Source organism: Cohnella hongkongensis, assembly GCF_042654645.1.
In the GTDB taxonomy this organism is placed as follows: Bacteria; Bacillota; Bacilli; order Paenibacillales; family Paenibacillaceae; genus Cohnella; species Cohnella hongkongensis.
In genome coordinates, this window is the sequence record NZ_JBHSEP010000021.1 from 62,456 (window position 1) to 84,740 (window position 22,285).

Here is a 22,285-nt window from a genome sequence, read left to right on the forward strand (position 1 = left end):
CAACGGCCCGCGCTTCCGGGCCATTGCCACCCCCGATTCTGCCGGTCGCCGAACTTATTGCCAGTTCGGGTCCTGCGCCACCTTGGCCATATCCGCACGGCGCTGGTCGATGCTCCTCAGCACGTCGATCGGCTGAATGACGCCGGACAGCATCGCGACGATATCCTTGCCGATGTCCATCCATTGCGGGTTCACGTAGTTGACGTAGTTCTGAATATCGGTGCCGCGCTGCGGATAGCTGTCGAACATTTTTTGCTGCTCGGCGGTATATTTGTTCTGCAGACCCGGGAAGTTCAGATTGGAAATCGTCGGGTCGTTGTCGAGCATATACTGCAGGTTTTCCTGACGGGTCAGGAAGTTGAAATATTCCTTCGCCTCTTCGATGTATTTGGAGCCGGAATAGATGAATTTGCTCGGTCCGCCCGGATTGATGTAATAAATCTGGTTGTCCGTCAGCGGAATCGGGAAGAAGCCAAAATCGTCGACTTCGAATTCCTCGTATTCCTCGGCAATTTCAAGCGCTGCGCTTTGCGCCACCAGGCTCATCGCGAACTCGCCGGTGCCCAGCTTCGCCACCGTGTCGGAGCCCGTGTCGGATAACGTGTTGTCGCCGAAGAAGCCCAGGTCGTACATTTCCTTCAGCTGCGTCAAGGAATCCAGCATCGCCTGGCTGTCCACGAATTTCCGCTTGTTCTGATTCAGATCCTCATAGAGGTTCGGCTCCAGCTTATCGTAGTTCGGCCCCGGCTCCGCGAACCACAGCACATGATGCCAGCCGTCGGCGATCGGTTGGTAGATCGGCGTCACGCCGGACTCCTGAATCTTCAGCGAGACGTTCTTGAACTCTTCGTAGGTTTTGGGAATTTCCAGGTTAAGCTCGCTGAACAGCTTTTTGTTATACGCGATCACGAAGCTGCTGTAAGTGTCCCAGATCGTAAGCGCATACACTTTGCCGTTGGCGGTAAGCTGCTCTACGGACAGCGGGTCCTCGCGCTTCACCCATTCCTGGTCGCTCAGATCGACGGCGTTTTTCTCGACGTTGTAGTTCATCGTTATTTCGCTGTATCCGCTCTGTCCGCCGAAAATATCCGGACCTTCGCCGGCGTTCAGCTTCGTTTTCAGCACGTTGAAATATTGGTCGGAAGGCACGATCTGGTAATCGATTTTAATGCCGGTTTCCTCTTCGAACTTTTTCGCCAGCTCCATCTCAGAGTCTTTGATCCAGCCCTGGCTCGCCATATAAGTCAGCGTTACGCTCTTTTTGCCTTCCCCCTGTTCGGATCCGCTTCCGCCGGCCGACGGCGACGCGCTGCCCCCCTTGTCGTTGCCTCCGCAGCCGGCCAGCACGGCCGTCATCGCCAGAAACACGGAAAGCAAGGTCATCGTCCATTTCTTCATTCGCAAGTCCCCCTGTTCGTTATTCGCTTGCTCATCCGAAGATGATACTCTTAAGTATAATGAGTAGATTTTTTTCCTCCATAGATGAATCGATCCTAAACTTGTCTAAATTTAACCGCTTACATCTATGAAAAGTTGAGGTATAATTTAACTGATGTTTAGTTCAGTTTAGCCTCCAAGGGGTACAACATATGTTTAAAAGTATGAGAACGGCTTTATTTCTAACGTATTCCTCCATTATCCTGATCGTATTCGCGACGTTCGTCCTCTTCTTCTATTCCTGGTCGACCCAACAGCTGAGGGGTCAGACGACGAGCACGCTGGACAGCTTCGGCGTCTCGATTCAGGACCAGCTCGTTCAGCAGATCGAGCAGCTGAATCGGGTTTCCCTGAACGTGATGTACTCCAATCTCGTCAAGGAGCGCTTCGCCAGCTATATGTCCGACAGAAGGCCGGCTGACGGCCGCCCGGCCGACCCGGACGCCAGCGCGAACAACAACTCGACGTCTCCGGAGGATGCGGCTTCGGGCCGGCCCGAAGCCGACCCGGTCGCGGACGCTCAGCAGCAGCGCTTTCGGCAGAACAACGACGCCAAGGTGCTGACCGACGCGCTGACCGCCATTATCGGGCCTTCCCGACTGGTGGAGCAGATCTACTTGTACTCCTTTAACGGCCGCTATTACGGCACCGGCTTCGACAATCGGGAACGGGCCTACAAGCCGGAGGAGGCGCCGTTCATCGAACAGCTGCTGCAGGGACAGCCGGGCAAGCTGATCTCCGACCCGAATCTGGACTTGCAGCTGTCCAAGTATTATTCTTCCGAGGCCGGGAAATACTCCATCTCGCTCTATCGGCTGCTGTACGACGAGTACAACGTGCCGATCGGCGCGATCGAGGTGAAGCAGTACGCGCACCGCATTCTTGCAAGCGCTGCCGATTTCGAGAGCAACAATCCCTACAACGGGCATATTTATGTGCTGAACCGGGACGGCCGGATCATCTATCCGTTCGAGCACGACAGCGAACGGAACGAAGCGTTCCGCAGTCTCGTCGCTTCTCTGGACAAGGGAAGCGACCTGCATCGCAATCTGCCGTTCACCGACCCGATCACGTCGGAGAAGCAGCTGCTGTCGCTGCACCATTCGTCGTCGACCGGGTGGACGACGATTCTGACGACGTCGGAAAGCGATCTGTTCCGGCCGCTTCAGAAATTCACGTTCCAGCTGTTCGGCACCGCCTTCGTGCTCCTGGCGCTAGGCATCGGGCTGAGCTTCTATGCGGCCAATAAAATCACGTTCCCCATTTACAGAATTCGGCGCGCGGTTCGCAACTTTTCGTTCGAGCATATCGGCTCCAACATCATCGCCCAGCAGAAAATGAACAGCGGCTTCATCGAGCTGGACGAGCTCCACGACGCGTTCCAAAGCATGAGCGAGCGGCTGAAGCAGTCGCTGGACCATCTGCTGCTGGCCGAGGCGCAAAGCCTGCAAGCGCAGCTGAACGCTCTGCAGTCGCAGATGAATCCGCACTTTCTGTACAATACGCTGGCCAACCTTCAGGAGATGGCCGAGCAGCGGATGAACGAGCCGCTGATCGCGACGATCGAGCATATGTCGGACTTTCTGCGGTACATCACCTCCAAGGAGCGCCAGGTGCCGCTGCGGGACGAGCTGACGCATACGATCAACTATTTGGAGATCAACAAAATGCGCTTCGGCGAGCGGCTAACCTACCGCGTCTCCGTGCCGGAGGAGCTGCTGTCCCAGACGGTGCCGAAGCTGGCCGTTCAGCCGCTCGTCGAAAACAGCATTAAATTCGGCACCTCCCAAGCCCCGCCTTGGCGGATCGATATCATCGGCTCCATGACCGACACCTGTTGGCAGGTCGAGGTGAGAGACTACGGAGGCGGCTTCGAGCCGGACAAGCTCGCCCGGCTGCAGGCCAGGCTTTCCTCGCTCGAGAAGGAGAGCAGCCTCCCGACGCTGGAGCTGAACGGCATGGGCCTGCTCAACATTTATTTAAGATTAAACCTGATTTACGGCGAGCACAAAATTTTCGAAATTCGCAACCATCCGACCGGCGGCGCGTCCGTGCGCATCGGAGGGCTGCTGCATAAGGAGTGATTCGGCATGCAGGAAGTGACTTACTCAACCGTGATCGCCGAGGACGAGGATTTGATCCGCAGCGGTCTGGTCCGCAAAATCGAGCAAAGCCGGCAACGCTTCGCCGTCGTCGGCGAAGCCACGCACGGCGAGGAGGCGCTGGAGCTCGTCCGGCAGCTGCAGCCACAGCTTCTCGTCACGGACATTCGCATGCCCGTGATGGACGGTCTGAAGCTGATCGAGGAGGTTCACAAGTATTATCCGCGCACCGCGGTCATTATCGCCAGCGGGTACGCCGACTTCGAATATGCCCGGCAGGCGATGAAATTCAACGTCAAGCATTATTTGCTGAAGCCGGTTAAGCAGCACGATCTGGCGGAGGTGCTGAACGACGTCAGGGCGCAGCTCTCCAAGGAGCCCATCGTCGAGGCCAATGACATCGAGAAAACGGTGCAGCGCATTCAGAGCTACCTGAGGGAGCACTTTCACGAGGAAATCAGTCTGGAGCAGCTCGCCAAGCAGTTCAATTTCTCCGCCGCCTATTTAAGCAAAATTTTTCTCAAGCATACCGGCGAAGCGCCTTCGAAGTACATCGCCACGCTAAGAATCAACGAGGCGAAGCATCTGCTCAAGCACCGGAAGGATCTTCCCGTCAAGACGGTCGGCGAGCAGGTCGGCTACGGCGATCCGTTTTATTTCAGCCGCATCTTCAAGCAGGCGACGGGAATGACCCCGCGCGAATACCAGAAGTAAAGCGCGGCGAGACCGGCGCCGCCGATCTCGCAAGCGAGCCTAAACGGACCGCGCCGTCCTTGGAATCGGCGGGACATCGTTCAGGTCGAAGGGGATTCGGATCGGGATAGCCAAGCATAAACGGCTTACGCCGTCCTTGGGACCGGCGAGATAACGTTTATGTCGGAGGTGATTCAGAGAAGTATAGGGAATTTTATACTTTCTGAATCACCAAGCAACAACGCCTTCGGCGTCCTCTAGAGGCGGAATCGCGTTTTTGTCGGAGGCGTTTCACCGAGAAAAGAGGGCCGTCGCCCTGCCCGGACGACGGCCCTCTTCCCTATGTGCTCTGACCGGAAGAGCTCAGCTCGTGAAACAGCTGAAGCTTCGCGTACAGATCCTCCAGAATGAAACGGGAATCCACGCTGGTGTATACCCGGATCGGCCTGGCCGTCCCGGGATGGACATAGCCCATATCCGCCTCCCGAACCTCGGGCGCGGACCGCAGCTCGTAATCGAAGTTCTGATCGTCGATCAGCAGAGATACCGCCGGGGAATCGCCCATATTCCACGACTCTCCGGGCGGCCAGCGCGGCGTATGAATCGGCAGCAGGTTGAATTCCTCCAGCTGCCGGAACAGGTAGTCGCCGATCTTCCCCCATGGCTTTACCTTGACGGCCAGCTCCGCAAGCGAGACTCGCGGCATTTTATAGACGTCCCTCGGAACCTGCCACAGCGGAATGTCGGACCGGAATACGATGTTGGCGGCGGCGATGTCGTTGCCCAGATTAAACTCCTCGCCGCCTTGCGGATAAGCGCCTCCGCCGATCCAGACGGCCGTCAGCCTTCCGGCGATCTCGGGCTTGGCCTTATAGGCGGCCGCCAGGTCGGTAATCGCGCCCAGGAAGATCGCGAACAGCGGCTCCTGCGCATCGTCCCGCATCGCCTCGTCGATGATGAACTGCGCGCCCTCGCTGACGACCGGGGCGTCCGGATTCAAGCGTCCTGCGGAGCCGCGGTACACCGGATAATCCTCGCTCATGTCCATCAGATCCAAAATCCGCTTGATCTCGGCGTAAGACTGCTCCATGGACGTATCCGTTCTGTGCGTGCCGAAGTGGGTCGCGACAAAGCCGCGGATGATCAGCTTGGGCGTCAAGAGCGCCTGCACGATCGCATACTGATCGTCCGCTTCGTTCGCCGCGTCGGTGTTGACGATGACGCGTACGCGTTTGCCCGCCGGAACCCGGTATGGAAACCGTTCGAAAATCGCGTTCATTTTCCTGCTCCCCTTCCCCTATTCCCGAGTCGCGCCATAGACGCTCTCGAACATGTACTCGCCCGAGCCGACTTCGAAGACGGCGGCGGTCGTCGTCCGTTCGGCCAGCTTCCAGCCTTGCCCGGATGCCGCCTCCTCGACGGACCGGCCGTCTACCTGGACGCCGGTGCCGGGAACGACCACCGTCGCCGTCGCGTTCGCCGGTATACGTACGGCAAGACGGAAGCTTCCGTCGGACGACCGCTTCCATTCCGAGGCGACCGGACCGTACAGCGAACGGTACTCCGCCTTCGCCTCGTTAAGCCGGCCGCCGGGCTGAGGCCGAATGAGCGTATGGCGGAAGCCGGGACGGGCCGGATCGGCCTCGATGCCCGCCATATAGCGGAACATCCACTCGCCGACGGAGCCTAGAGAATAATGGTTGAACGAGTTCATCGACGGCGTCTGGAAGCCGTTATGCTCGGTCCAGCCGTCCCAACGCTCCCAGATCGTCGTCGCCCCGTGCTTGATCGAATACATCCAGGACGGGAACGCCTCCTGGGTGAGCAGCGTATAGGCGACGTCGAGCCGCCCGCTGTCCGTCAGCGCGGGCAGCAGATAGCCGACGCCGAGGAAGCCGGTCGACAGCCGGTCGCCCCGCTCCCGGATGTTGTCCGTGAGGCGGACGATCGCCTTGTCGCGCAGCCCGTCCTCCAGAAGGCCGAACTGCAGCGCCAGCACGTAGACGGTCTGCGTCTCGCCGCGGATGCGTCCCTCCCCGTCGACGAAGGCGCGGCGGAAGGCGGCGGCGATGTCCCGGAACAGCCCGTCGTAATGCGCTTCGTCCCCGGTCCTGCCGAGGACGCCGGCGATGCGCGACAGCAGCTTCGTGCTGTAGGCGAAATAGGCGGTCGCCAGCACTTCGTTCGGCGTATCGGCATCGATCGACAGCCAGTCGCCGTAATTGGCGTAGTTCGGACGGACGAGCTCGTCGCTGTTCGCCTTCAAATATTCGACCCAGCGAACCATGGCGTCGTAATGGGTTTCCAGAATGCGGGTATCCCCGTACATCAGGTACAGCGTCCACGGAATGACGACGCCCGCGTCTCCCCAGCCCGCGTTGTCCGGCGCGAACCAGTTGAGCCGCGTGTTCCACATTTTGTGACGAATCCACCCGGCGTCGGGGGCTACGTCCGTGAAGGCGCCCGAAGGCTGCTGCGCGTCGATCATGTCCCACATGAACTTGGTGAAGAACCGGGACACGTCCATATTGTAGGAAGCCGTCCGGGCGAAAATCTGGGCGTCCCCCGTCCAGCCGAGCCGCTCGTCCCGCTGCGGGCAATCCGTCGGGACGGACAGGAAGTTGCCCCGCTGTCCCCACACGATGTTCGAATACAGCTGGTTGACCCTGTCGTCGTCCGTCTCCAACCGCCCGGTGCGAGGCGTGTCGGAATGCACGACCTTGCCGACGATCGTGTCAAGATCCGCTTCGCCGGGATACCCGATCAGCTCGACATAGCGGAAGCCGTGGAACGTAAAGAGCGGCTCGTAGCGCTCCAGCCCTTCGCCCTTCAAGATGTAGTGATCCTGCTGCACGGCCACCCGCAGGTTGTCCAAATACAGCGAGCCGTCCGGGTTGAGCATTTCGGCGTGGCTCAGCGTAATCTTCCTTCCCCGCGCGCCGCGAACCTTCACTTCCGTCCAGCCGACCATATTTTGTCCCATATCGTAAATGTAGGTACCCGCTTCCGTGCGGCGCACGGATATCGGCCTCATCGTCTGGGTGATGCGCACCGGAGGCTCGAGCGAAGCGGTCAGCAGACCGTTGTAGCCCGGCCGGACGTCCGGCTGCTCCCAGCCCGAATCGTCGAAGCCGGGAAGGTCCCAGCCGTCCAGCTCCAGACGGGCGTCGTACGCCTCCCCCTTGATCATGTCGGAATACAGAATCGGCCCGCGGGCCGTCCGCCAGGACGAGTCCGTCGCCACGATGCGCTTCGTGCCGTCGGCCAGCTCGATGTGAAGCTGCAGCAGGAAGAACGGACGCTGTCCGTACACCTTGCTGCCCAGGAACCCGACGGTTCCGCAGTACCAGCCGTCGCCGAGCACGGCGCCGACCGCGTTATCCCCTTCCTTCAGAAGGTGCGTCACGTCGTAGGTCTGCACCTGCACCCGCTTGTCGTAATCGGTAAAACCCGGCGCGAACAGATCTCCGACCTTCTCGCCGTTCACCCGGAGGTCGTACAGCCCCAGCGCCGTGGCATAGACGGTCGCTCTCGCCACTTGGCCATCGATGGCGAACGACTTGCGCACGAATGGGGAGGGCTGCATGTTCGCGTTGGGCTCCGTCTTGCGGCCGATCCATCCAGCCTTCCATTCGCCGCGGTCCAGCAGCCCCATCGTCCAGAACGCCGTCTCGCTCCAATCGGACGGCCTGCCCTGGGCGTCCCACACCTGAACCTTCCAGTAATAACGCCCTTCGGAGACGAGCGGCTTACCGCCGTACGTCACCTGGATGGAGCTGTCCGACTCTATCTTGCCGGAATCCCATTGATCCCCCTCTTCGCGATCCAGCGCCTCCTCGGAAGAGGCGACCAATATGCGGTACGCGCTCTGCGCGGCTCCCCGTTCCTCCGACTCCAGTCTCCAGAACAGCCTCGGCTTTTTCTCATCGAGTCCCAGCGGATTTTCGACGTACTCCGTTTTAAGTTGGACGACGCGCAACGACATCGGCGATTCCTCCGTTTCCTATTGATTTTCGCGGAAGACCCGCATTCGGTTCTTCCATCGCGAGCGCAGCGAGGATCATCCCTCGCGCGAAGCCTCCTCGGCCGCGAGCACGGCTTTGACCGCCGCCTGCCAGCCCCGGTTCAGACGCTCCCGTGTCTCTCCGTCCATGCCGGGAGAATAGCTTTTATGTTTACGGTAAAACGAAAACAAATCGTTCCGGTCCCACCATCCGAGCGCAAGCCCCCCCATATAGGCGGAGCCGAGCGCGGACAGCTCGGCCGCCTCGGAGCGAACGACCTCCGCGTTCAGCAGATCGGCCTGGAAACGCATCAACAGCTCGTTGGCCGTTGCCCCGCCGTCGACGCGAAGCTCGCTCAGCGGCAGCCCGGTTTCCGCCGACAGCAGTCGAACCGCGTCCGCGACCTGATAAGCGATGCTCTCCAGTGCGGCGCGCAGCAGATGGCGCCGGTCCGACGAGCGGTTCAGGCCGATGATAGCCGCGCGGGCTCGGGCATTCCAATGCGGAGCGCCCAGTCCGACGAACGCGGGGACGAGATAGACCCCGCCGGTATCGGGGATGTCCGCGGCTGCCGCTTCGAGCTCGGCGTGGTCCTTGAACAGGCCGAGCTCGTTGCGCACCCAATTCAAGGAATCTCCGGTCGAACGAATCACGCCCTCCAGCGCGTATTCCACCCTTCCGCCGATTCCCCAGGCGATCGCCGTCACCAGCCCGTGGCCTGCCTTGACCGGCTCGTCGCCCGTATGCATCAGCACGGACGTGCCGGTGCCGTAGGTGCCCTTGGCCATGCCCGGCCGGGTGCACTGCTGACCGAACAGCGCCGCTTGCGAATCTCCGATGACGCCGGCGATCGGCTTCGGCACCGGAAACAGCTCCGGCTCGTCCGTCATGCCGTACACGGCGTCGCTGTCCTTCACTTCGGGCAGCAGCGACAGCGGAATGCCCAATTTGTCGGCCAACTGCTCATCCCACTTCAGCGTATGGATGTTGAACAGCTGCGTCCGGCTCGCATTCGTGTAATCGGTTGCATGCACTTGTCCGCCGGTCAGCTTCCAGATCAGCCAGCTGTCTATCGTCCCCGCAGCCAGCCGTTCGACCGGAATGCCGGCCGCCTCGTGCTCGAGCAGCCAGCTCCATTTTCCCGCCGAGAAGTAAGGATCCAGAGGCAGGCCGGTACGGGAGAGTACAAGCGGCTCCAGTCCTTCCCGCTTCCTCCCCTCGCACCAATCGGCGGTGCGCCGGCACTGCCAGACGATCGCATTGGCGATCGGCAGGCCGGTCTCGCGGTCCCAGATCAGCGCCGTCTCGCGCTGATTCGTAATCGTCAGCGCCGCGACGCCGTCCGGGCCGATGCCGGCTTGATCCATCACGCTGCGGATCGCAGCCTTTACGTTACCATACAGTTCCAGCGGATCGTGCTCCACCCAACCGTCCCGCGGATAGATTTGCCGGTGCGCGAGCGAGCACCGATGACGAATGCGTCCTTCCCGATCGGTCAGCATCGCTTTTGTGCCGGCCGTGCTCTGGTCTACGGTAAGCAGGTAGCTCATCGTGCTTTCGCGCCTGCCAGCCGCTCGGCAAGCTCCTTGACGTTCTCTGCCGACAGGCCGTAATGGCGGAACACCTCGGCCGTCTTGCCGGCGATCGCGGGCTCGTCGGGAATGCCGAGAATTCTCAGCGGAACCGGGCAATGCTGGGACGTGACTTCGGCGACTGCGGCGCCGAGTCCGCCGTACACGCTGTGCTCTTCGAGCGTGATGATCGCTCCCGTCTCTTCGGCCGCGGCGACGATCGCCTCGACGTCCAGAGGCTTGATCGTATGCATGTTGAGCACCCGGGCCTGGATGCCGCTCTCTTCCAGCAGCTTCGCCGCGTCCAGCGCCACCCGCACCGTCTCGCCCGCGGCGATCAGCGTCAGATCGTGGCCGTCCTTCAGGCGAACGGCTTTGCCGAGCACGAACTCGCGATCGTCGTCCTCCTCGTACACGTCCTCTACCGGATTGCGGCCGATCCGCACGTAGACGCCGCCCTCGTATTCGGCGATGGCGCGGGTCATCTTCTTCGTCTCGTGGCGATCCGCCGGCAGCACGACGGCCAAGCCGGGAATCGCGCGCGTGACGGCAATATCCTGCACCGAGTGGTGCGACATGCCGAGCGCGCCGTACGAGATGCCGCCGCTGATGCCGATCAGCTTGACGTTCGTGTTCGAATACGCGACGTCCACCTTGATCTGCTCGATGCTCCTCATGCTCAGGAAGCAGGCCGGAGACGTCACGAACGGCGTTTTGCCGCTGTGCGCCAGGCCCGCCGCAATGCCGACGATGTTCTGCTCCGCGATGCCCGTCTCCACGAACTGCTCGGGATACTTCTTCGCGAACGGAGCCATCGCCGCCGAGCCCCGCGAGTCGCTGGCCAGCACCATAATGTCGCGATTGCCCTCGGCCAGCTCCAGCAGCGTTTCGCACATCGCCTGACGGTTCGGAATCGTATTAGGCATGGGTTCCGCTCCTTTCCTGTTCGTTCTCGAGCGCGGCCAGCGCGGCGTCGAGCTCCTCGTGCGCCTGCTTCAGCTGTTCGTCGTTCGGGACGTGATGGTGCCATTCCGGTTTGTTTTCCGCGAAAGAAACGCCCTTGCCCTTAACGGTGTTCGCCAGCAGCAGCGTCGGCTTCCCGGCCGCCTCCGGCGCGGCGCGAAACGCCCGCAGAAGCTCGCCGTAATCGTGGCCGTCCACGGCGACGACGTGCCAGCCGAACGCCTCCCACTTCCGGTCCAGCGGCTCCAGCGCCATGACGTCCTCCGTGCTGCCGCTGATCTGCAGTCGGTTGCGGTCGATGATGCCGACGAGATTGTCCAGCTTGTAGTGCGCTCCCGCCATCGCCGCCTCCCAGACCGAGCCTTCGGCCTGCTCTCCGTCGCCCATCAGGCAATAGACGCGGTACGGACTGCCGTCCCGCTTGGCGGCCAGCGCCATGCCGACCGATACGGCCAGACCGTGGCCGAGCGCCCCGGTGTTCATCTCGATGCCGGGCACCTTGTTGTTCGGATGCCCGATCAGTCTCGTCCCGAATTGGCTGAACGTGGACAGCTCCTCCTTCGGAAAATAGCCGAGATCGGCCAAAATGCACCAGAGCGACTCGACGCAGTGGCCTTTGCTCGCCACGAAACGGTCGCGGTCCGGCAGCTTCGGATTTTTCGGATCGTGCTTCATCACTTCATAATAAAGGGCGGTCAAAATGTCGGTATTGCTGAGAGAGCCTCCCGTATGTCCGCCTTTCGCCGCATGGATCATCGTCATCAGCTCTTTACGGATTTGCAGAGACTTGCGCTTCAGTTCCAGTATGCTTGCCATCATTACACGCTCCCTCTCAGCCAGGCGCGGATTTGCTCCTCCGTCGGATCGACCGGATCCGGCGTCAGGCCGGGAATGTATTGGCAGGCTTCGTACAGCGCCGGTATGACGTTGGCGTGAATGCCGACGGAGTGGTGCACGTACGGGCCCTTCACCAGCTTTTCCTCCCACAGCGGCCAGTCGTTGACCTCTACCCAGACGTAAGAGCCGCGCGTGTAAGGTCCCGTGATGCCCTTCGCCTTGCCAAGGAACAGCTGGTATTCGCCGTTGTCGCCGTCGAAGCGGGCGATCGTCATGCTGCCCCCGCGGATTTCTCCTTCGTGGGTGCCCGGCGCGTGATCGTCGAACAGGAAATGCTTGCGCATTTTCGGCTTGTTCTCCACGCTGAGCGACACGGGAAAATTGCCGCAGTGGAACAGCAGCTCGCCGTTGTCGTTCTCCGGATGGCGGACCGTGATGTCGGCGAAGAAGGTCGGCGCCTCGTTCATGGCCGCCGCCTGAACCATCACCGACGTGATCGCCCCGTGAATGTCGGTCTCGCAGGTGACCGGAATTTGCTCGTCGGTGAGAATCGCGTTGGCCAGGCAGGGCATAATGCCGATCGCGTCCTGCAGGGCGGACCAGCACTGAATCGCGATCGCGGTGCTGCCGGAATCGACCGCCAGCTTCTTCATCGCCACCTTGAGCGCCGCCACGCGCTTGACGTCGTCGTCGGTCACCTCGGAGATGTCCAGCTTGTCGCGAATGTATTGGATCGCTTCCGTCAGCTCGGGACCTCCGGACTTCTCGGCTTTCTTCGCCGCATTCGTAATGTCCACCAGCGTAATCGGATGCAGCTCGATGCCGAACCGCTCCAGCAGCTCGCCTTCGTTGCACATCATCGTCCAGAACGATGTCGGCCGCGGCCCGATCTGCAAAATTCTCAGGCTGCGGAAATGACGCACCACGTTGGCAGCCGCCACGAAATTTTTGAAGCCGCGTTCGAACACGGGGTCGTCCACTCGGCTGTTCGTCACGTAGGTGAAGGGCGTGCGGAAGCGGCGCAGCACCTTGCCCGTTGCGAACAGGCCGCACTGCGTATCGCGGAGACGCATGCCGTCCTCCAGCGGCGCCTCGTCGCGGGGCCCCCAGAGCAGCACCGGCTTGCCGAGCGTCTTGGCGACCCGGGCTACCGTATCTTCCGTACCGAAATTGCAGTGCGGGAAGAAGACAGCGTCGACCTTCTCCTTGAGCAGATGCTCCGCGATTTCCTCCGCCCCGATCCGATCGTCGTACAGCAGCCCTTCCGGATTAAGCCCCTCCAAGTCGACAATGTCGATGTCCATACCGAAGGAATCCAGCTTTTCGCGGATCTGCACCTTGTACTTGAAAGCGTCTTCCGCACTGAACGTGAACCTTCTCGTCGGGGCGTACCCCAGCTTCAACTTTTTCATGTCGCTCTCTCCCTTTCGATTCGGTTATTCGGATCTGTCCTGCCTCAACGGCCTCGTAAATCAGTTAAACAGAACTAAACAGAGTGCATATTCAACTAAACAATCACTTAAAACGTTCCGTCTTCATTCCCTTACACCCCCATCCTATCACCGTAAAAATAGGGAGTCAACTAAAATTTAGCCTTAGTTTAGTCTATTTAGCTGGATTATTGTGATTGTTTAGTTTAGGTGTTGTACAAAACGGGAAAACAGTAGTAAACTAAACTCAACTCAACAGCTTCGAATTCAACGCCTTTAGTCCCCTATTCTGAATAGAACGGAGAAATTCCGATGAGAATGGAAGATATAGCAAAAATCGCGCAAGTATCGAAATCGGCCGTCTCCCTGGCGCTCAGCGGCAAGCCCGGCATCGGCAGCGAGACGAGGGAACGAATTTTGCGCATTGCCCGGGAAATGGGGTACAACGCCAAGCCGCGCAGCTCGTCGCCAACGTCCGACAAAGCCTCCAAATCGATATTGTTTCTGGTCATCACCAATCTGGGAATCGTGCTTGAGGAGTATTACCAGCAGCCCTTTTTCCGAGAACTGATTCATTACGTCGAAGAGCGCTGCCGTTCCAAGGGGTATTCCGTTATGTTCTCGTCCGTGGATATGGATCAGTTCGAGCACAACGTTCGCGCGATTGCCGAGGAGCATCGCAGCAGCGGGGCCATTTTGCTTGGCACCAATCTGAGCAAGGAACAGATCGCGACCGTGGCGGATCGCCTCCCGCAGCTCGTCGTTCTGGATACGTGCTACGATACGCTGCCGATTCACTTTGTCGAAATCAACAACGCCATGGGCGCCTATCAGGCGGGAACGCACCTATGCGAGCTCGGCCACCGGGATATCGGCTACGTCGCTTCCAACGTGCGGATTCATAATTTCGAGGAGCGTAAAGCGGGCTTCCTTGCCGCGCTTCGGGAGAGAGGCTTGGAGATTGCGCCGAGCCGAACGTTCGCCGTCGCGCCGACGCTGCTTTCGTCCCAAGAATCGATGCGCCGACAGCTCGAAGCTTGCATTCGGTCGGAGGGCAGGCTGCCTACGGCGCTCTTCTGCGAGTGCGACTACATCGCCATCAGCGCCATGAAGACGCTGGCCGAGCTCGGCTACCGCGTCCCTGAAGACATTTCCGTCATCGGCTTCGACAACATCAGCGAGTCCGTGATCGTCACGCCCGAGCTGACGACGATCCATGTCGAGAAGGAGAAGATGGCCAGGCTCGCCGTCGACCTGCTGACGGATCCGGCCGAGCACGGCTCCGACGCCCGGATGAAAACCCGCGTCGACACCCGTTTCGTCGAGCGCTTGTCGACAGCATCTCCGGCCTCCGTCCTTCGGACCGTTTGAGTCTGGGATCGGCTGGCTTTTTCCTCTGCCGCAATAACGTCACTAAGCAACCATGGATGGATGGATGGCGACGAATGGTAAAATAGCTTCAGGGTGCAACCTCAAGCCCTTATGATTTCCCTGGGAGATTCGCACCGCTTGCTGCGCAAGGGTTCCCGGCTTTTCATGCCACTTTTGAGACAATTTGTCGTCCCCCAGTCCTGCCGAGTAGGTTGGGCTTAGGCGAAATCGAGACTGCGGGGCGTCCGTGGCTCGGCGCTATCTAAGCCGCGGGGCCGAGGCCAAAAAAGTGCCTTTGCGCTTCCCGAGCCTCGGGGCTAAGGCCATAAAAGTGCCTTGACGTCACTCGAGCCGCGGGGCTAAGGCCAAAAGAGTGCCTTGACGTCACTCGAGCCGCGGGGCTAAGGCCAAAAGAGTGCCTTGACGTCACTCGAGCCGCGAGGCTAAGGCCATAAAAGTGCCTTGACGCCACTCGAGCCGCGAGGCTAAGGCCAAGAAAGCGCCTTGACGTCACTCGAGCCGCGGGGCTAAGGCCATAAAAGTGCCTTGACGTCACTCGAGCCGCGGGGCTAAGGCCATAAAAGTGCCTTGACGTCACTCGAGCCGCGGGGCTAAGGCCAAAAGAGTGCCTCCGCGCTTCCCTGAGATGCGGGGCTAAGGCCAAAAGAGTGCCTCCGCGCTTCCCTGAGATGCGAGGCCAAGGCCAAGAAAGTGCCTCCGCGCTTCCCTGAGATGCGGGGCCAAGGCCAAGAAAGTGCCCCCCCGCTTCCCTAGCTGCGGGGCTAAGGCCAAGAAATGGCCTCCCCCGCTTCCATAGCTGCGGGGCCAAGGGCAAGAAATGGCCTCAACGTCAAAGGCTGTGGCTGTGCATAGTACGGTTAACCTACTGACACCAGGAATGTTAGGGGATAGGAAAGGTCCCTACTTAAAAAGCCCCCTCCGTTATCGAAATTGTGGAGAGGGAGCTTTTTATGTGGCTAGCGTAACAGCACAACCCGCTGCCGCTTGCGAGCGGACTCCAAGCAAGCGTCCACCAGCCTCATGTTGTCGACGGCGTCCTGGGCGGGGAACAGCGGCTGCTCCTCGCCCCAGACGACGCGGGCGAATTGATCGGATTGCGCGACGTAGGCGTCCACGCCATAAGGGCCTTCCGTGCGGCTTTCCCCGCCGGCCTGCACGACGATCATATCGTTCTCCTTATTCGGCAGGAACGACGGCTTCAGCAAGATCGTGCCTTCCGTGCCGACGATCTCCAGCTCGTTGCGGAACGTCGCCCACATGCCGCAGTCGAACGTCAGCGCCACGCCGCCCGCAAACTCCACCAGACCGGACGCCATCATATCGACCTCGTCGTGCTCCGGGGAAAACAGCGCGTGAACCGTGACCGCCTCCGGCTCGGCTCCGGTAATCCAGCGCGCCGCGCTGAGCGGGTAGACCCCGACGTCGTACAGTCCCCCGCCTCCCCAAGCTTTCACCTGTCTGATATCGCTTTTATTCTCGGCTCCATTGTAGGTAAACACGCCGCGAATCGCTCTCAGTTCTCCGATCTCTCCACCAGCGAGAATCTCCTTCACTCTAGCGATTCTCGGGTGATGTCTATACATGAAGGCTTCCGCCAGATGTACGCCTGCCTGCTTGCAGTAATCGACCATTTCCTGCGCCTCCGCTGCGTTGAGCGCCAGCGGCTTCTCGCAGAGAATATGTTTGCCGGCCTTCGCCGCCGCGATCGTCCACTCCTTGTGAAGATGGTTCGGAAGCGGGATGTACACGGCATCGATCTCCGGATCGTCCAGCAGCGCCTCATAGCTTCCGTAATGCTTCGGAATGCCGAACTCCTCCGCTTTCGCCTTTGCCTTCTCCTCGTTCCTGCTGGCGACGCCGACGAGCTCCCCCGTCTCCGAAGCGCGAATGGCCGGTATCACTGCGCGATCCGCGATCGCGGCGCACCCAAGTATTCCCCAACGCAAACGTTTCATTGCCGAATCCCTCTCTTCTCTCGTTTTCCCCCTAATTATAGCACGCCTGACGATCTTTTCGATCACGCCAATTTGGGGTACAATGGGACGATACCAACGAGATAGAAAGGGAGAGAAGGATGCCATACCGCCTGATTGCTACCGATCTCGACGACACGCTGTTAACGGACGATTTGACGGTGACCGAAGGAACGCGGCGAGCCATGAACGACGCCATCGCCAGAGGCGTGCATTTGACTATCGCGACGGGTAGAATGTTCGACTCTGCCCAGAAGATCGCCCGACAAGTCGGACTGAACGTTCCGATCATCACCTACCAAGGCTCGCTGATCAAAAATCTGCTGGACGAGGAGGTTTTGTACGAACGCTCGCTTCCGACAAGCGTTGCCCTTGAGCTTTACGAATACTGTGCGGCCAACGGACTGCATCTGCAGAGCTACATCGACGACAAGCTCTATGTGGCCGAGGACAACGACCACATTCAAAGCTATGCCAAACAATCGAACATTCCCTATATTGTAGAACCGGATTACAAACGCATTATCGAGCATCCGAAGCAGACGAAGCTGCTCGTCATCGACGAGCCTGCCAGATTGGACGCCATGATGCCAGACCTGAGAAGCCGATTCGGCTCCAGAGCGCATCTGACGAAGTCCAAGCCGAACTACTTGGAGTTTCTCCATCCGGAGGGCACCAAGGGTCACGCGCTCCGCTTCCTCGCCGCCTACTACGGCATTCCAATCGAGGAGACGATCGCCATCGGCGACGCGATGAACGACCACGAGATGGTCGAGGCTGCCGGCCTCGGCGTGGCGATGGCCAACGCCGTCCCGGCGCTGAAGGAAATCGCCGACTACGTTACGCTGACCAACAATGAAGAAGGCGTCCGGCACGTGATCGAGAAGTTCGTGCTGAACGCTTAACGTCGAACGAAGCGCTTCCGGCTCTAATGGGCAGGAAGCGCTTCGTCTCATTTTAATCCAATCGACGGGTATTGCGCCTCTTCCCCGCCTTTATTCCCACAGCTTCTTCTCGAGCGTATACGCCTTGACCGTACCCGCAGGCCGAACGACAAGCTCCTGATCGACGACCTCGTACCCCATATTCTGATAGAGAACGAGATTGTTTTGAACCGATTGCCGGACTTTGCAGCGGCTGAGCTTCTTGCCCTTGGCGATGCCATGCGTCTCGATCCATTTGACGAGTTGTCTTGCATAACCTCTTCTGCGCCGATGCGGCACGACCGACAGGCGGAAGAAATAGATGGCGTCGCCGTCGTACTTAAAGCGAACCATAGCCGTAGCCGTATCGTCCTCATACAGAATCACGGCGGATTCGGTGCCGCTGCGAAGCGCTTCCAGCACCGATTCTTCGGTCTCGTCCAGCGCGCTCGACGGAGGAATCGCCGAACGGTACTCCTCGAACGCCATTCTCATCAGCGTATACACCGTATCCGCATCATCCGGCGTCGCCTCGCGAATATGCACTTCCGGATCCTTCTTCAGCTTGACGAGAGGCTCGGCCGGAGCTTCGTCCGGCTCCTCCAGCGCCGCCTTGTCGGCCTCTTCTCCTTCGGCGGTCTCGGCTTGGGCCGTCCGGGCTCTCGGGGAAGGCGGAGCGACGTACTGCCCGCGGAAATAGTCGCGCGTCGGCTTCAGAAGGAACAGCATAATCACGACAAGCGTTAACATAATTTGCATTTGGTTCGTAATCATGGAACACATTAGTAGAACGATGGAAATCAGCACTGCAAACAGATATTTCCTCTTGTTGATCATAATGATCATGCCAACCATCGATAGCACCGTAAGGAGTATGTAAACGATCATGAAGGACAGGTTGCCTTCCGGGATATCGCCAATCTGGTTCAGGTTGGCCAGCAGCGATCCGACTCCGATTAGAAACATAACAAGCTGAAAATAAAGAATCATGAGCATAATACGTATCGTGGTTGGTTTCTGCAAATGATAATCCTCCCTATTGTCTGCGCATTTCCTGTTCTAATCGATAATTATAGCAAAAAAACAGCCCAGCGGTGCATAGCTTTCCCGCTAAAGCTGTTTTTTACCATGATCGGGACTGTTATTGCCCGGCCAACACCTGATACCAGATCCCCCGCCTGTCGTAGAGCGTATCTCTGACCTCGTCCCATCCGCCCAAATAATCGATCGTGAACAACTCGGGCGGCTGAGGGTACTGATCCTCCATCTGAGCGGCCAGCGCTTCGTTCACCGGTCGGAAGCCGTGCTTGGCGAACAGCCTCTGAGCTTCGTCCGAGTAGAGAAATTCGACGAAAGCGTCCGCGACCTCCCTTACCCCATGACGGTCGGCATTACGGTCGACGACGGCGGCGGGATTCTCGATCAGAATCGTGCTCGGCGGTACGACGATGTCGTACTCCACGCCCTTGGCGATCCGCGCCAGCAGCTCGTTCTCGTAGGTCACGATAACGTCGCCGACCCCGTATTCGAAGGCGGCCATTGAAGCGCGTCCGCTCTTGTCCATCGATTCGATATTCCGGTGCACGTCGACGAGGAACTGCTTCGCGGCGGCGGCGTCCTTCGTCCCCGTCGCCTGCTCCGCCTTCTTCAGCCCCGCTCCGTAGATCGCGTTAATGTCCCATTGGGCGCCTCCCGACGTTTTCGGATTCGGGTACAGCACCTTCACGCCGGGACGGGTCAAGTCCTCGAAGTCCCGGATGCCGAGCGGATTGCCTGCTCTCGTGCCCAGCACGACGATCGAACGCGTAATCATCCCGTTCGTGGGCCCCTGTTTCCAGTTCGCCGACACGAGACCGGAGCTGACGAGCTTATCCACGTCTCCCTCGAGAGCAAGCAGCGTCACGTCCGCATCGAAGCCTCCGATGATCGAGCGGGTCTGCGTGCCAGAAGCCTCGTACGACTCCTGGAAAGCGACCGTCTGTCCGGTCGTTTCCTTCCAGCGGGCTTTGAACTCGGGGATGATCTCCTGCAGCGCGTCCTTGGCGACCGAATACGCGCCGAGCACAAGCGTCACGTCTCCGGCTTCCGCGGCCGCCTCCGCACCCGGCTCCTCCCGGCCTCCGCCGCAGCCGGACAGAACGAACGCCAACAGGCTTATCATCATCAGAGTGCCATACCACGCGGCACGCCCGGCTGCGGGCGTGCGGTTATTTCTCTTCATCGCGAACCTCCCGGCGCCTTCGCAGGCTCCCATCCGTTCCGGCATCACTAGATGTGAACCGGCATCGGGTCTTCCTTCAGCCTGTTCTCCATGACCCAGCTATCGGTGTCGTTAAACAAGTAAGCTCGATGGATCAGCACCCGGACTTCGTCGCCCGGCTGCAGGATTTCCTTCTCCAGGGAACGGTAAGTCACGAGCTTGATCGCGCCGATCTCGACTTCCACCAGCCACTCGCTGCCGCGGAAATGAATGTGTCGAACCTTCCCCGTCTCCGTCGCCGACAACAGCTCGAAATCCGACGCTTTGCCGATCTCGACGTACTCCGGGCGAATGAGCGCCTTCGTCTCCGGCCCCTCTCCCGGTCCGCCGAAGCCTTTCAGGGCCGATACGTCCTCCACGATCGTGGATTCGCCGATAAAGCTCGCCACGAACGGGGATTCCGGATTTTTGTAAATTTCCCACGGCGTGCCCTTCTGCTCCAGACGGCCCTTGTTAATGATCATAATCTGATCCGCAACCTCGATCGCCTCGTCCTGGTCATGCGTGACGAAGATCGACGTGATGCCCAGCCGGTCGATCATCTCGCGGAGCCAGGAACGCAGCTCGTGGCGGATTTTCGCGTCGATCGCGGCGAACGGCTCGTCGAGCAGCAGCAGCTGAGGCTCGGGAGCGAGCGCGCGGGCGAAAGCGACCCGCTGGCGCTGACCGCCGGACAGCTGATGCGGGTAACGCTTCTCGAAGCCCGACAGTCCGGTTAATTCGACGAGCTCCGAAACCCGGTCTTTGATTTTCTGCTTGCTCCACTTCTTCACTTCCAGGCCGAACGCGATGTTCTCCGCCACCGTCATATGCTTGAACAAAGCATAGTTCTGGAACACGAAGCCGATGCCCCGCTCCTGGGGAGGAAGATCGTTCACCCGCTTGCCGTGGAACAGAATATCGCCCTCGTCTACGGATTCGAGACCGGCCAGCATGCGCAGAATCGAGGTTTTGCCGCCTCCGCTGGGCCCGAGGAGGCCGATCAGCTGTCCTTTTTCGATCTCGAAGCTGACGTCCGATACCGCTTGGAAATCGCCGAATTTTTTGTTTAATCCGCGAACCTCGATATGCATCTCAATGCACTCCTCTTCTCGATTTGGCCCATTCCATCAGCAGCAGCAGCGTAACCGAGCCTGCCGCCAGCACCAGTGCGATGGAGTTGGCCGCGGTGAGATTAAAGTTCTCCACGTCCTGATAGACGAGCGTCGTCGCCGTCTGCGTCTTGAACAGAATGTTGCCGGATACGACGAGCACGGCGCCGAATTCGCCCATCGACCTTGCGACCGTCAGCACGACGCCGTAGACGACGCACCAGCGAATGGACGGCCAGGTCACGCGCCAGAAAGTCGTCCATGCGCTTGCTCCGAGCGTCGCCGCAGCTTCCTCCTGGGCGCTGCCGATCTCTTGAAGCACCGGCATGACCTCGCGCACGATAAGCGGGAACGTGACGAACAGCGTAGCAATGATCATGCCGGGCAGAGCATAGACGATATCGATGCCGGCCTTGTTGAACAGGGCGCCCAGCGCCGTCTCCGGTCCGAGCAGCAGCACGATCATCAGACCTCCGATGACGGGCGAGACCGCAAAAGGAAGATCGACGATGCTGTTCAGCAGCTGCTTCATGCGCGGGCCAAGCCAGGCGGCCCTCACCAGATACAGCGACAGCATAACCCCGAACAGCGTGTTGACGACCGTGACGATGACGACGATCAGTCCGGTCATGTAGAGCGCGTGCAGCGTCTCCGGTCTGGCCAATCCTCTGGCGAAGCCGCCCCAGCCCTCGTCGAACGCCCCCATGGCGATCCGGATAACGGGAACGATCAGCAGGATTCCGAATACGGCGACGGTCAGCCCGATCCACAGTCTTCTCATCCGTTCTTCCTCCTCAACTGGACGTAATTAACCGTCCACAGAATCAGGAAGGAGAACGTCAGCAGAAGGACGCTGACCGCGGTAGCTCCGATCGCGTTGTCGCTCTCGATCTCTCCGAAGATGTATACCGACGCAATCAGCGTCTTGCCCGGAATGTTGCCGGCGACCAGCACGACGGCGCCGAACTCCGCCAGCGCTCTGGAGAAAGCGAGCATCGCTCCGCTCAGAATGCCCGGCAGCATGCTCGGGAGAACGACCTTCCAGAACGTCGCAGCTTTGGTCGCTCCCAGCGTATAGGCCGCTTCCTCCTCCGAGGCGTCCATCTCCTCGAGAAGAGGTTGAACGGCCCGTATCACGAAGGGAAAGGTGACGAACACCATCGCGATGACAATGGCCGGCTGATGAAACAGAATCGTAAAGCCCAGCTTCTCCGCAAGCGCTCCGACGGCGCTGCGCGGACCGAGCAGCAGCAGAATCATCAGCCCGGCCACCGCTGTCGGAAGAGCGAACGGCAAATCCACCAGACTGTTCAGCAGCCTGCGTCCCGGGAACCGGTAGCGGACCAGCACCCAGGCCGACATCGTTCCGATGAACATATTGACGACAGTTGCGATCAGCGCCAGTTTGACCGTAAGCAGAACAGCCTTCCAGGCCAGCGGCTCCGTTACATTGTCGGCGAAAGCCGCCCATCCCGATGAGAGGGACTGCCCGTAGATCCCTATAATAGGAAAAATAATCAGCACAACAAAATAAAGCATGACGGTGCTGCGAAATCCCCAGCTCCACCAGCGACCCTGCAGCATGGAACTCACGTTGACGTGTACCTCC

The 22,285-nt window shown here is 59.7% G+C and carries 17 protein-coding genes; 4 read left to right on the forward strand and 13 right to left on the reverse strand.

Annotated features, from left to right (window positions below):
- Positions 1-54: 54 nt before the first annotated feature.
- Positions 55-1,398: an ABC transporter substrate-binding protein gene (locus ACFO3S_RS22250; protein WP_378100566.1), complete on the reverse strand. Its 1,344-nt coding sequence runs from the start codon at positions 1,396-1,398 to the stop codon at positions 55-57.
- A gap of 191 nt (positions 1,399-1,589) precedes the next feature.
- Here ACFO3S_RS22250 and ACFO3S_RS22255 point away from each other — a divergent pair, with 191 nt between their 5' ends.
- Positions 1,590-3,521, forward strand: coding sequence for a sensor histidine kinase (locus ACFO3S_RS22255; protein ID WP_378100567.1), 1,932 nt, complete (start codon positions 1,590-1,592; stop codon positions 3,519-3,521).
- Positions 3,522-3,527: 6 nt separating this feature from the next.
- Entirely contained in the window at positions 3,528-4,253 is a 726-nt protein-coding gene (locus ACFO3S_RS22260; protein ID WP_378100569.1) for a response regulator transcription factor, read from the forward strand.
- Between the two features lie 319 nt (positions 4,254-4,572).
- Here ACFO3S_RS22260 and ACFO3S_RS22265 read toward each other — a convergent pair whose 3' ends face one another.
- The 6 genes from ACFO3S_RS22265 to ACFO3S_RS22290 all read right to left on the reverse strand — a co-directional run bounded on the left by ACFO3S_RS22265 (position 4,573) and on the right by ACFO3S_RS22290 (position 13,019).
- Complete coding sequence (locus ACFO3S_RS22265) at positions 4,573-5,511, reverse strand: nucleoside hydrolase (protein WP_378100570.1); 939 nt, start codon at positions 5,509-5,511, stop codon at positions 4,573-4,575.
- Between the two features lie 18 nt (positions 5,512-5,529).
- The gene (locus ACFO3S_RS22270) at positions 5,530-8,217 is read right to left on the reverse strand and encodes a glycoside hydrolase family 78 protein (RefSeq protein WP_378100572.1); all 2,688 of its coding nucleotides are present in this window, start codon (positions 8,215-8,217) and stop codon (positions 5,530-5,532) included.
- 75 nt (positions 8,218-8,292) lie between these two features.
- A complete protein-coding gene (locus tag ACFO3S_RS22275; protein ID WP_378100574.1) occupies positions 8,293-9,786 on the reverse strand; it encodes an FGGY family carbohydrate kinase in 1,494 nt (497 codons plus the stop codon).
- Positions 9,783-10,733, reverse strand: coding sequence for a transketolase family protein (locus tag ACFO3S_RS22280; RefSeq protein WP_378100576.1), 951 nt, complete (start codon positions 10,731-10,733; stop codon positions 9,783-9,785). The genes ACFO3S_RS22275 and ACFO3S_RS22280 overlap by 4 nt, the downstream gene beginning before the upstream one ends.
- On the reverse strand, positions 10,726-11,589 hold the full coding sequence (locus tag ACFO3S_RS22285) for a transketolase (protein ID WP_378100578.1): 864 nt from the start codon (positions 11,587-11,589) through the stop codon (positions 10,726-10,728). The genes ACFO3S_RS22280 and ACFO3S_RS22285 overlap by 8 nt, the downstream gene beginning before the upstream one ends.
- Entirely contained in the window at positions 11,589-13,019 is a 1,431-nt protein-coding gene (locus tag ACFO3S_RS22290) for an L-fucose/L-arabinose isomerase family protein (protein WP_378100580.1), read from the reverse strand. The genes ACFO3S_RS22285 and ACFO3S_RS22290 overlap by 1 nt, the downstream gene beginning before the upstream one ends.
- A 330-nt stretch (positions 13,020-13,349) precedes the next feature.
- On the opposite strand from ACFO3S_RS22290, the gene ACFO3S_RS22295 reads away from it, so the two are divergent.
- A complete protein-coding gene (locus ACFO3S_RS22295) occupies positions 13,350-14,408 on the forward strand; it encodes a LacI family DNA-binding transcriptional regulator (protein ID WP_378100582.1) in 1,059 nt (352 codons plus the stop codon).
- A 977-nt stretch (positions 14,409-15,385) separates the two neighbouring features.
- Here the strand turns inward: ACFO3S_RS22295 and ACFO3S_RS22300 are convergent.
- Entirely contained in the window at positions 15,386-16,384 is a 999-nt protein-coding gene (locus ACFO3S_RS22300; RefSeq protein WP_378100583.1) for a Gfo/Idh/MocA family protein, read from the reverse strand.
- A gap of 119 nt (positions 16,385-16,503) precedes the next feature.
- Between ACFO3S_RS22300 and ACFO3S_RS22305 the strand changes: the two genes are divergently transcribed.
- Positions 16,504-17,307 (forward strand): Cof-type HAD-IIB family hydrolase, encoded by an 804-nt coding sequence (locus ACFO3S_RS22305; protein WP_378100585.1) that lies wholly within the window; start codon positions 16,504-16,506, stop codon positions 17,305-17,307.
- A 90-nt stretch (positions 17,308-17,397) separates the two neighbouring features.
- Here the strand turns inward: ACFO3S_RS22305 and ACFO3S_RS22310 are convergent, their stop codons facing one another.
- The 5 genes from ACFO3S_RS22310 to cysT all read right to left on the reverse strand — a co-directional run bounded on the left by ACFO3S_RS22310 (position 17,398) and on the right by cysT (position 22,260).
- A complete protein-coding gene (locus tag ACFO3S_RS22310) occupies positions 17,398-18,348 on the reverse strand; it encodes a GNAT family N-acetyltransferase (RefSeq protein WP_378100587.1) in 951 nt (316 codons plus the stop codon).
- Between the two features lie 118 nt (positions 18,349-18,466).
- The gene (locus ACFO3S_RS22315) at positions 18,467-19,489 is read right to left on the reverse strand and encodes a sulfate ABC transporter substrate-binding protein (protein WP_378100656.1); all 1,023 of its coding nucleotides are present in this window, start codon (positions 19,487-19,489) and stop codon (positions 18,467-18,469) included.
- 104 nt (positions 19,490-19,593) lie between these two features.
- Positions 19,594-20,658: a sulfate/molybdate ABC transporter ATP-binding protein gene (locus ACFO3S_RS22320; RefSeq protein WP_378100589.1), complete on the reverse strand. Its 1,065-nt coding sequence runs from the start codon at positions 20,656-20,658 to the stop codon at positions 19,594-19,596.
- 1 nt (position 20,659) lies between these two features.
- Entirely contained in the window at positions 20,660-21,457 is a 798-nt protein-coding gene (locus ACFO3S_RS22325; protein ID WP_378100591.1) for a sulfate ABC transporter permease subunit, read from the reverse strand.
- Positions 21,454-22,260, reverse strand: coding sequence for a sulfate ABC transporter permease subunit CysT (gene cysT, locus ACFO3S_RS22330; RefSeq protein ID WP_378100658.1), 807 nt, complete (start codon positions 22,258-22,260; stop codon positions 21,454-21,456). Before cysT ends, ACFO3S_RS22325 begins: the two co-directional genes overlap by 4 nt.
- Positions 22,261-22,285 lie beyond the last annotated feature (25 nt).